The organism is Trinickia mobilis, assembly GCF_017315705.1.
Taxonomy (GTDB): Bacteria; Pseudomonadota; Gammaproteobacteria; order Burkholderiales; family Burkholderiaceae; genus Trinickia_A; species Trinickia_A mobilis.
Genome location: NZ_JAFLRF010000018.1, coordinates 83,661 through 95,135 on the forward strand (window position 1 = coordinate 83,661; position 11,475 = coordinate 95,135).

Below are 11,475 nucleotides of genomic sequence, written 5' to 3' on the forward strand. Positions count from 1 at the left end.
GGCTTAAGGGTGTTGCTTCCGACGAGATCGTTGCGGCTGCAAAAAATCTTGGCCCTCATTTGCGCATAAACTTTTGCCCCTTATTCCCATATTGTTGGTCGAAGTAGCGATCCTCCGCTTCGGCCGCACGTCTGGCCACGGTTTCATACGAGGCCAATCGCGCTTGCGCCACACTATCCGACCCGGCTGCGGTCGCAAAAGCGATGCGCTTCGGATAGGTGAACCCTGCGTCCCGCAGCATGCTGTCGGCCAGAAAGCCCGCAGCACCGCGATTCCGATAGACAGCCTCCCACACCGGCCTGTCGCGCGGTATCAGAATCTGGACCATCGCCTCCATGAGTTCGCGCGGCAATTCGAGGCGGACGATCCCTTGATTGCTCAGATAGAAAGCCGGGGACGCGGAGAGCCAAACCGTCCTGGATGCCAAATCGACCCCGTTCGTGAATGCGCTTGACGGGTTGCCGCCCGCCAATTGGTCGTTGAAGGCAAATCGCCAATTGCGCGCGCCGGATTCGGACGATGCCACATACGCTTCGCTCCGCACGTCGAACAGCCTGCGGAACAGCTTGCTCTTGCTGTAGATATCAGCAAAGAAAAGGTCGAGGCGCGGTTGCGGCCCGAGCACATGCCCGAAGGGTTCCTCACCCCTATCAATCACATGATCGAACCGTATAGTGAACCGATCGTCGAAGCTTTCACGGAACGAACGTGGTTCGGTTCTCACTTTATGATGGATTGCATTGAGCTCCGTCAGTGTGAAGCGGTTAGCGGTATCCACGCCGAACACCTTGGCCGGCGGGCCCACAGGTGCAGTCTCGCTCATAACTTTGTCCAGATAGCGGTTTTCAGTCTCCATCGCGTTGGCTACCTCCGGCCAGAAGTAGTCCGGCTGCTCGTGTTGAGCCAGATCCGGTGGTGCTTCAAGCGACGGACGTTTATATACGACCTGCTGTGGCATGTCGTAGCCTGCTTCGTTCAAGATCTTGTCAGTGAGATAAACAATAGGGCCGCGGTGGCGTAGCGCGCTGCCACTGACCGGATCGGCTTCCCCCGTCAGTGCGTGCACCATTTCATGCAGATAGACTTGTTCGCGCTGCGAGTACTTTACTTGGCATCCGGCATCAAGGTAGCGTTCTTTCAAAAGCACCTTATCCGTCGGCACATTGATGATGCCGTTTTCAAAGTTCGTCACTGCGCGCTGGCTCTCTCCCACGACAAACACCCAATTGCGTGCACCGCTGGTGGACATGCCGACATCCACCGCTTGGTTGAAGAGTCTTCTGAACGTAGGGCTGTTCCGGTAGATCTCGTCGAAGAATTCGCGAATCCCGAACCCAGTTCCCTCGCCGCGTACGTCGACGGCAAAATACCGTTCGAACAACGGCAAGAAGGGGCGCGCTTTCGTATCGGTAGCCTGTCGCAGCAGCGGTTCAGTGGCTTGCACCGTCAAGCGCTCGGCTAGCGCGTTCCCCATTACCTCAGGCTCCGGCCCGCCGCCGCCTCTTAACCGTAATGGCTGTTGGGGGGCCAAACGGACATCCCATCTGCCCTCGCGGGCGTCGTAGCGTACCGGCGTGCCCCGGGGATGATCGAGCGGGGTGGCGTCCTTCGACCTGTCGTGCTGCCCGCGGCTATTGAGACGCCATATGCCGCCGTTATCGTGTACCTTGTAATAGCGGCCATACAGTTCGATGTAGCGCTGGCCGTCCTTGCCCATTAGCGTGCCATCCGGCGTTTTCTTCGAAAGCGGTGCGTCGAGCGCGACCGCGCTCTCGGACGAAACCACCGAGCGCCATTCCGAACGGCGGCTATCGTCACTCTTGCTGCGGTCCCAGACAATCGGCATACCGGGTTCTTGCGGCCGTTGGTCGTCGAACAATTCCCAGCGCGCCCGCTCCTTGGCGTAGCGCACCAGTTGCCAGACTCCATCGACGTGCGCGAAGCCATTGTTCTTTGTCTGTGGCCCACCCTCGGGCGTCGCAGTTTCGTCGAGCGGTGACGGAACCTCAACGTCGTCGCCATTGGCAAGGCTTTTTGCCTGCCGCGGCTCGCCATCGACGAACGGCACTTCCTTTAGGACCACTGCGATCCTTTTCGTCGCGGCTGTACCCGGCTTCGGTTCGGCGGACGAAATGCCTTTCACCTCGAACACCGTGCACGGCTCGAAAAGCCATTCGGCGTTAGTCAACCAGTTCGCGGAGAGGGACTGTTGATGCTCCAGTGGACGCATGGCTTCCTTGTCGCGAGGCAGCGCTTTTGCCGAAACGCCCTCGATTTCGAACGTCACGGTCGCGAATTCGGCATCCGGCGACATCCGTGTGCTCCCTCCGAGACGCGCGTTGCCGAGACTGGCCGCCGCCGGACTGAATGCCGGCCAGTGGCTGACCCAATCGCCCGCCTCGATATTCGTTTCGAATATCGATCGACCCTTTGCATCAAGAGCAATTTCAACCGTATGCAGTAGGCGCGTGGGTTGCCTCGGCAGCATGCGCAATGCGCTTACCAGCGCGCGCGCTTGCGCGACGTCGCTGGGCGAGCCGCTGCCTACGCGCGCGAGTGCGACCGTGCGGCGCGTAGCCGCATCGGCATCGCGCCATCTTTTGACAGCACGTGTTCCTTCCGTGCCGAACTGGCGCCATGCGGCAAGATATTCCTTTGAATAGGCGTGATTGTCGATGAATCCATGCGCATTTTCGTTCGGGCCGCCGTACCACTCGGCGCCTAACAGCAGATGCTTCATCTTCTGAGGCGACGCTTCGTCCAGCAAACCGTGATGGTGGATCTGGTAGCCGTCAAGCAGCCCTGGCGTCGCCTTCGATGCGCTTGTGTTGTCAGTCATATCGGTGCCAGGCGATTCGCCGGTACGATCCTGGGAGGGCGGGACGCTCTGGTCAGGCTCGTCAGCATTGGTTTTGACTTGTTCCCCCGCTGATTCACCCGGCGCGGGCTTGCTCGGGGCCGACTCGCGCATGCCGTTCGCGCCGGCCAGCGCCGCCGTGAGCCGCTCTTCCTCAAAATCAGGACGCAGCACACGCTGGGTGACGCCTGTGCGCAGGTTTTTGGCCTCGATGAACGGCGCCGGGCCGTCGCATGCCAGCGTCTCCCGCAACCGCACAAGAACCACGCCAGAATCGTCGGCGGGAACTCTGACCCGCTCCCACGGCGCGGGTCCGTCCCATCGGCGTGGTTCATATTGCATGCTCATGCGCGACTTTGCCCAGGTGATCGATTCAACGCGAAATCGCGTATTCGGCAAGAAAATCCAATGGTCCCCAGCTGTTTCCGGGTCGCGAACCAAGCGTGCCGAGCGCCCGTGAACGACGAAAACCAGTTGGCGATCCTGCTTGGCGCGTTTCCCGGATGCGATCTGTTCCGTGAGCACGTGCATCACGCGTTTGCCGTTGGCTGTCGAGGGCAGCGGCAGCTCCCCATTCGTGACGATGTCGCCTGGCTTGAAGGCGCCCAGCAGCCCGGATTCGCCAACGGCGATTAGCGGCTTGCCTCCCATTAGCCCATCCGGAAGCCGGCGCAGCGCGCTGAGTAAATCGCCGTATTGCTTTAATTCTGTGATGGCGGTGTGCTTTGGCTCCCATCGGACAGGAAATGGTGCCAGGGGAATGTCTTTACTCGCGGGTGTGGCGCCGGTAAACAGGGGTTCGGACAAAATAAAGCGCCGCAGCGCATTTTGCTGCAGGTTTGATAGGTCGTTGAAGGCGGACACATGCAATTTCAGGTTTTTGCCAGCGGACGCGAACATGCCTGCTGCCGTATTCGAATGGAGCGCGCTCAGCACCGCGACCACTTCGTTCATCGATTGTTCGGTCACTTCGCGGTTCACGGCGAAATACTCGATCTCGAGATGCCGCAGTGCGCCAACCTTCGCCATCTTTCCTGAGACAAATGGCTCGAACGCTTCGGACGCCGGGACCAGCAGACTCGCCGACCATACTTTTGCCTCACCATCGTATTCGACCGGAATCCAGTAGCCATGGTCTGACCCGGCCGGCGGTTTGATGCGCCAGGTATGGAATGCGTGGTCGTACTGCACGGGGTAATACTGATTGTTGTAGGTGATGAAGGATGCGTCGCCGAGGGTGCGGATACCGCTGGCGTTGGGATCACTGGGCGTTTCAGTCAATTTGCTCGCATATTCGCTGGTGATGACGCTTCGCCAGGACCGGTTCTTCTGTTCTGAGAGCCATAGCCCGAGGGCTGCAGGCCGGGAAGGGTCATAGGCTTGCATCCATCCGGGGGCTTCGTGGCGAATCGCGTATCGTTCACCACTCAGATCGAGGTACTTCACGTCATCGACTATCAGCCCGTTAGCGCTACGTTGGACTTTAGGAAGCTCGCTGCGGCCGAGCCCGAACGACAACAGCGCATTCAGTTCCTCATCGCCGTTGATCGGCTTATTTTCCAGTATGTCTGCGACACGCCCCGAGATTTGTCCGACTATCTGCGTCCATCTGAACGGATGAAGCAGGCCGCTTAATCCATCGAGTGTTTGGGTGACGCGGTCGATTTCATCATGTATGTGCGGCTGAATCGGTCCGCACTGCGTATAAAAATTCGTCTCGACGATGGCTTTGAATGGACGCGTCAACAGCGACTCGACGCTGCGCAGAGAGGTTTCGGTTTCAGTCCATTCAGGCCGCCTGCCTTCGCCGCGCGCCATGTTTGCTTCGCGCTCGGCTGGCGTGCAGGACAAGCGTGCGGCGGCGCTCTGCCCGTGCACGACGTTCGCGATATAGCGGCGGTTGCGTTGCGGCGTATCGCTTCGCACGTCACTCATGCTCTGGCGCCCAGCCAGAGCATGAGAGCCCGGCAAATGCTCCCACGGCACGCCGGCGTTTAGCGCGGCGATGAAGCTCGGATTGAGTGCCGGTATGTCCGGCATGGTCTCGGCAGGTGTGTCGGGATGGTGTCTGGCATCGACGCCGGACCAGGCTCCAGGCTCCCGCGCATCGTGCAACGTTCCGGCTGCTTCGTTGGCGGCCTGACGGGCCGCCGGAAGGTCACCGGAGCGCTGCCAGAATAGGAGGCTTGCAAGCAACGCGTGTCCGGAGATCATCATTGGCCAGCCCCTCCGGGTCGAAGCCCGGTTCGCGTTCTGGTCACTTCAGAGAGTGAAGCGCCGAATTCCGGTGCTTGGGGATCTCGATTGGCGAGAACCCGAGAAAGGCGCGAGCGCAATATCGGATCGTTCGTCTCAAGCAGACGAATGTTGCCGCTGGGGATATCTGGATCAACGTGTGTTTGCCGGGACCTCATGGCATCGTCGAGCATTGTGCGTATGCGCCTGATATCGAGCCACGGGAACACGTTTCGTGTGTTGCCCTCATGCCGATAGTTTTCGCACAGCGCTACTGCGTTCCGGCCCTCCGCGCTGAATGCATAGAGAAACCACGAATTTTCGCGTTGCGCGTTGTGGGCTGGTTGGAACAGCTCACGGGCCCCGTCGAGCGTTTCGCTGGCCACTAGCGGCGGACGGCCGTCAACGGTAAGCAACATGGGTGGGATGCCGTGGCGCTCAGGCTGGTCCGATGGCCCGAAGCCATGCTGTGCGATGACTTCCGGAGGCCGGGAATCGACCCGATAGAGCACAGCAAAATCCTGTCGGTATTTGAAGTCGAGTTCGTTGCGAGGCAATAGATCGTAGGATATGCCCGCGTTGCGGGATGACGTTTGCACGCTGCGTGCTCTGTCAATACTTATATCGATCAGCACATCGCCGTCGACGACCTCGTGCAGGGGAACGCCATATGACTCCCCTCCCGATCTTCGAAGCGTCAGCGCAAGCCGGTGCTTTGTGGCACCGTCGTTGCTCGCGTCGAGCAGGCGGATACTGCTGACCGAAATATTCGGGTCGACGTGTGCTTCATCGGCCGCTATAGCATTTTGTAAATGCTCGGTGGCCTCTCCTCGGTGCTCCGGCAGGAACATGCCTTCAAGCGCAATTCGGGTGGTTTTGTGCGCGTAATTTTCACGTACCGATGCAGTGTTGCGGCCCTCCGCACTGAAGGCATAGAGGTACTGCGGGCTTTCTGGTTGTGCATCCGCTTGGCGCTGGAAAAGTCGATAGGCTCCGCCAATCGTTTCGCTGGCGATCAGTGGCAAGGCGCCGTTAGCGGGAAGCACCATCTCCGGGATGAGGTGGCCCTCGGATGGGTCCGACGACCCGAAGCCGTTCCACACGACGACCTCCGGAGGCCGGGAATCGACGCGATATAGCACAGCGCAATCCTGTCGCTGGGCGAGGCCAAGTTCGTTGCGCGGCAACTGCGCGAAGGGCATGCTCCCCTCGCGAGACCGCTCTTGCGCATCGAGCGCTCTGGCGCGGCTTGTAGTGATCAGCTCGTCTTCGCCTGCTTGAGCGCCTCGGATCGCTGCGCCCGGATCCCATCCAGAAGCCTGTGTCTTAAACGGCTTGTAGGCGATCGCCGGAATCTCCCACTGAGCGGTGGCGTGATTGAAGCGCACCGGTGTTCCGCCTTTGTTCGCCTGAGCGAGAAGGAAACTGCGCGGATTGTCGATGGGATTGTCACCGGTGATGCGCCAGGTACGGAAGATGGCGTCGTAGTGCGCCGGATAGTGGCGCCCGTGCAGGGCGAGATAGGACTGGCCGTCTTCGCCATACTGGACGCCCTCTCGTGGCGCTGAGAGGGGGCCTGCCGGTTCGACCGCCAGTTTCGGCGAAACGACCGAGCGCCACTCGCCGTTCTTCTTACGCACAATCGGCATGCCCGGTTCCTTGGGGCGGAGCTGATCGAACAGCTCCCAGCGCTGCCGGTCGTGCGAGTGACGTACTGGCTGCCACTGGCCATCGACCTGCGCCAGTTTGCCGCCCTGCGACAGCGTGTACATGCCATGTGCGTCGGGTTTGGAGGACATGTCGAACAGCATCGCATCGAGCCGGTTCGAGTCGATGTCGGGCCGCAGCACGGGTTCGGTCTTGGCGGTGCGGAGGTTCTTCGCTTCGACATTGGGCGCTGAACCCTCATACGGCAACATCTCTTGCAAGCGCACGATAACCAGCGGAGGACGATTCAGGCGCGCGCGTGGATCCACCCAATGACCCTCCCCGTTGGGGAAGAACTGACCGTGCCGGGGGGTAGCGCGCGTGACCGATTCGACGCGAAATCGCGTGCCTGGCGGGAAAACTGCCGCGCCGCCATGTTTCCCCGGGAGCGGGCGGCCGGAACTGCCGTGCAGCGCGAACAAAAGCCGTGCGCCGTTGGGTTCTCGGGCACCGGCCTTTACCTGATCCGCGAACCGATTCTTCATTTGGCGGCCGTCGCTTGTCGCTGCCAGCGGTATCTCTCCTCCCGTAACGATGTCGCCGGCGGCGAACTGGTCCACTAACGCTGGTTCGCCCGCGATCATCAATGGCTTTTCCTCAATAGGCTTAGCAGGCAGCGCATGCAACGCTTCGCGCAAGTCTCGGTAGCGCTGCAGCAGTCTGTGTGCCGCATCCGGATCGGGCAGCTTCCCTGGTGACTGTCCCCGGCTGAATAGCGGGTCGGATTCGACGAACCATTGCAGCGCGTCGTATTGAGCTTTAGGAAGTTGCTTTAACGCGGCGGCGTAGCGCTGACGGTAGGAAGCGTCGATTGCGCTTGATCGTGGATGGTGTCCGCGGTGTACAACATTCAATATCTCTTCCAACTCGGGCTGAAAGGCCTCGTTAGATGAATGAGGCACGGCGAAGTGTTCGATTTCGAAGTCTTTGGTTGGCCCATGAGTCGGGAAATCGATCGAGGCTGACGGTGGCGTCTCATCGAACGCACGAGGTGCCCATTTTTGAGTGGCGCGGTTGTATTCCACCGGAATGCGGTAACTTCCCTTCTCCTCGATGGGCGGTTCAATCTTCCAGGTTTTGAAGGCCGGGTCGTAGGTGGCGGGGTAGTAGCGATTTTCATAATGTATGACGGGCTTGCTTAACCAGACGGTAATGCCGTGCTCGTTGGCTGCACCCGGTTGCCCATCCGGTTTGATCGCGTATCGCTCGGGGACGATAAGTTCCAGGCCGCCATCGCTTGTCTTTTTTAGCCCTACGCCCGGGTCGGCGGGGCGAGCCTTGTTGTATACCTCTGGTCCGGAAGGTGTCGCGCGCGTTGTGTAACGGGTGCCGTCGGCGTCAAACAGCCTGCCTTGCGACATCAGGTTGCGCAATTCGCTGTCGGCATCGACGGGTTTGTTTTCGATCAAGTCTGCGAGACGGCCAGCGACGTTGCCCACCAGTTGCACTTGCCCGACTAGCGGAACGAACCCCAATACGGTCGAAGTTGCCGTATGGATGCGTGCAAGTTGCTCGGTTGCGTTCCGCGAGATCGGCTCGCAGCGCGCGAACAGGTCCATCTCGGCGTAGGTCTTGCCCGGGTTGGTTAGGAGCGCTTCGACAAAACGCAGTGGATTGCTGCTCTTCGCCCATTCGGGCACGAGTCCTTCCTGGCGTAGCCGAGGATCGCACTGGGCCGGGTTTTTCCAGCCGAACGCAAGAAAGCGCAGCTGGGTGCGCTTGGTTCGATGCAGCGGCTTTTGCTGATTGTTTCCAGTGGTTTCATCAGCGTTCTCGGCAAGCGCCAGCTTCGCGATCACGTTTTCCATGTAAGCCGCATTCATCTGCGCGAAGTGCGGATCATCGGGCATCGGCACGCTTGCCGGCGTGTCGGCCATGTATTGAGTTGCGATCAAGCGGGCTTCGCTGGCCGAGGCCGTCGCGTCGGGCAGCCCAGCCACCATGTGGTTGTCGTCCGGCGGTGCAGCGGTTCCGGGACGATTCCATGCCAGGATGGGGAGGAGTCGCAGCAAAGGGATTTTCATTTCGCTTTCCTTTTAATGCGATCACAGCGGAGGTGATCGACCTGTGGTCTTGCCTTGGCAATCGCCACAGCAATAGGTGGAAATGAGAGCGATGCTGGTTCCTGCGGTAACGCAAGTCAGGCAGGCGCTCTGGAACGATGTCGACGCGACGACAAGTGCCGATTGAGAGCAATCTTCTAAAACGAAAAAAATCTTGCGTTGTTCTTCTAGCCTCACATAATGACTTGTCGTGTAGAGGACTGGTCAAATGATTCGCGCAGGCTTTGCGGGCCTCCCGAATCAGCAGGCTTGCGGGTGCAGTAAGCTGCGCGGTTCGCGCAGCGAATAAGCGATTAAAACAATGAATCGCTCCTGACAGGCAATCCGTACGAGGAATCCGGTGACGAATCGAATCGCCTCATTGATCGTCGCGCTATTGGCGTCATGCACGTTCTTCACGGCGCCGGCATTGGCTGCGAGCCCCGTCGCCGAGAAAGCGCCGGATACGATGGCAGCGCGCGTGCTCGGCTGCGCCGCCTGTCACGGCGCGCATGGCGAGGGCACCGATAACGATTACTTCCCGCGCCTGGCCGGCAAGCCCGCCGGCTATCTGTACAACCAGTTGATCGCGTTTCGCGACGGCCGGCGCCAATACCCGCCGATGAATTATCTGCTGGCGTATCTGCCCGATGCCTACCTGAAGCAAATCGCCGGCTACTTCGCGGGCCAACGTCCGCCGTTTCCCGGGCCGGCTGTGCCCACCGTCGATGCCGCGACGCTCGCGCACGGCAAATCGTTGGCCACCGGCGGCGAGCAATCGCGGGGCGTGCCCGCATGCGCGAGCTGTCACGGCGCGGCGCTCACCGGCATGGAGCCCTCGATCCCCGGCTTGCTCGGCCTGCACGCCGACTACCTGAGCGCGCAACTGGGCGCGTTCCGCTACGGCACGCGCCACGCGGCGAGCCCCGATTGCATGCACGAGATCGCCACGCGCCTGTCCGATCGCGACATCACCGCGATCGCCGCGTGGCTCGCCTCGCAGCCCGCGCCCGCGAACACGACGCCTGCGCCTGCCGGCACCTTGAAGCTGCCGCTCGCATGCGGCAGCGTTCCCGACTAAGCGAGGCCCTCAGTGCAGCGCGTGCCCAGTCATCGCTTCTTCAAGACCACGGCGTTCGCCGCGCTCGCCGCGTCGATGTGCGGCGCCGCGATCCGGCTTGGCGTACCGCAGGCTCAAGCGCAAACGTCAGCGCCGTCGAGCCGCGACGCCCAAGTGATCGCGCGCGGCGAATACCTCGCGCGCGCCGGCGACTGCATCGCGTGCCATACGATTCCGGGCGAGAAGCTCTTCGGCGGCGGCCGTGCGATGGCGACGCCGTTCGGCACGCTCTATTCGCCCAACATCTCATCGGACAAGGAAACCGGCATCGGCAGCTGGAGCGCGGACGCGTTCTACCGGATGCTGCACGAAGGCAAGTCGCGCGACGGCGCGCTGCTGTATCCGGCGATGCCTTACGCGTCGTACACGAAGGTCACGCGCGCCGATTCGGACGCAATCTACGCCTATCTGCAATCGACGCCGCCGATCCGCCAGCCGAACCGTCCCCATGAGCTGCGCTTCCCGTTCAACCAGCGCGAATTGCTGCTCGGCTGGCGCACGCTCTTCTTCAGAGCCGGCGAGTATCAGCCGGACGCGTCGCAATCGGTCGAATGGAACCGCGGTGCGTATCTGGTCGAAGGGCTCGGCCACTGCACGATGTGCCACACGGAGATCAATGCGCTCGGCGGCAACACGAAGTCCAAGGAATTCCAGGGCGGGCTGATTCCGATCCAGGACTGGTACGCGCCGTCGCTGACCTCGAACAAGGAGGCGGGGCTCGGCGAGTGGAGCATCGGCGATATCGTCGACCTGCTCCATGCGGGCGTGTCGAACCGCGGCGCGGTGTACGGGCCGATGGCCGAAGTGGTCTACGACAGCTTCCAGTACTTGAGCGAAGACGACGTGCGCGCGGTGGCCGTCTACCTCAAAGCGCTGCCGGGCCGTTCGGGCGAAGTCAGCAGCGCGCCGCCCACGGTCGCTGCGACCGAAGAGAAGAACCGGCTCTTCCCGCTCGGCAAGAAGATCTACGACGCGCAGTGCGCGCTGTGCCACGCGGACCAAGGGCAGGGCAAGCTGCCGAACTTCCCGCCGCTCGCGAACAATCAGTCGATCCAGATGACCTCGTCGGTCAATCCGATCCGGATGGTGCTCAATGGCGGCTACGCGCCGGGCACGATGAAGAACCCGATGCCGTACGGCATGCCGCCGTTCGCGCAGTCGCTCTCGGACGCGGAGATCGCAGCGGTCGTCACCTATATCCGCACGGCGTGGGGCAATCACGGCACGCCGGTCACGGAGCAGGAAGTCAACACCCTGCGCTCGGCGACTATCTTCTGAGGCCGCGATGATCAACTCCCCCGTACCCGGCGATGCCGACGCAAGCAGCGAACCTCCTGAAGCCGAGCGCGTCGACGAGATCGTGCGCCGCGGTCCGCGCGGCGCGATCGCGGTGGCCGGCATCGCGACGGCCATCGTGATCGGCCTGTGGTACGCGTTCTACTTCCTGGTGTTCCTGCCTCGCGGCGTCATCCAATAAGGCACGCATTCAGCGACTCATTCATCGAACCGGACGG

Annotated in this window: 5 protein-coding genes; 3 read left to right on the top strand and 2 right to left on the bottom strand. The window is 61.3% G+C overall.

Annotated features, from left to right (window positions below; all coding sequences use genetic code 11):
- Window positions 1–55: 55 nt before the first annotated feature.
- Both J3489_RS22830 and J3489_RS22835 read right to left on the bottom strand, forming a co-directional pair.
- Window positions 56–5,074, bottom strand: a complete 5,019-nt coding sequence (locus J3489_RS22830; RefSeq protein WP_207001893.1) for a PipA/GogA/GtgA family type III secretion system effector — start codon at window positions 5,072–5,074, stop codon at window positions 56–58.
- Window positions 5,071–8,823: a hypothetical protein gene (locus J3489_RS22835; protein WP_207001895.1), complete on the bottom strand. Its 3,753-nt coding sequence runs from the start codon at window positions 8,821–8,823 to the stop codon at window positions 5,071–5,073. The genes J3489_RS22830 and J3489_RS22835 overlap by 4 nt, the downstream gene beginning before the upstream one ends.
- Window positions 8,824–9,238: 415 nt before the next feature.
- Here J3489_RS22835 and J3489_RS22840 point away from each other — a divergent pair, with 415 nt between their 5' ends.
- The 3 genes from J3489_RS22840 to J3489_RS22850 all read left to right on the top strand — a co-directional run bounded on the left by J3489_RS22840 (window position 9,239) and on the right by J3489_RS22850 (window position 11,438).
- Window positions 9,239–9,922 (top strand): c-type cytochrome, encoded by a 684-nt coding sequence (locus J3489_RS22840; RefSeq protein WP_508617098.1) that lies wholly within the window; start codon window positions 9,239–9,241, stop codon window positions 9,920–9,922.
- Window positions 9,923–9,997: 75 nt separating this feature from the next.
- Window positions 9,998–11,239 carry a c-type cytochrome gene (locus J3489_RS22845; protein WP_207001973.1) on the top strand — a complete coding sequence of 414 codons (1,242 nt, stop codon included), beginning with the start codon at window positions 9,998–10,000 and terminating at the stop codon, window positions 11,237–11,239.
- 7 nt (window positions 11,240–11,246) lie between these two features.
- The gene (locus J3489_RS22850) at window positions 11,247–11,438 is read left to right on the top strand and encodes a hypothetical protein (protein WP_207001897.1); all 192 of its coding nucleotides are present in this window, start codon (window positions 11,247–11,249) and stop codon (window positions 11,436–11,438) included.
- The last annotated feature ends 37 nt before the right edge of the window (window positions 11,439–11,475 follow it).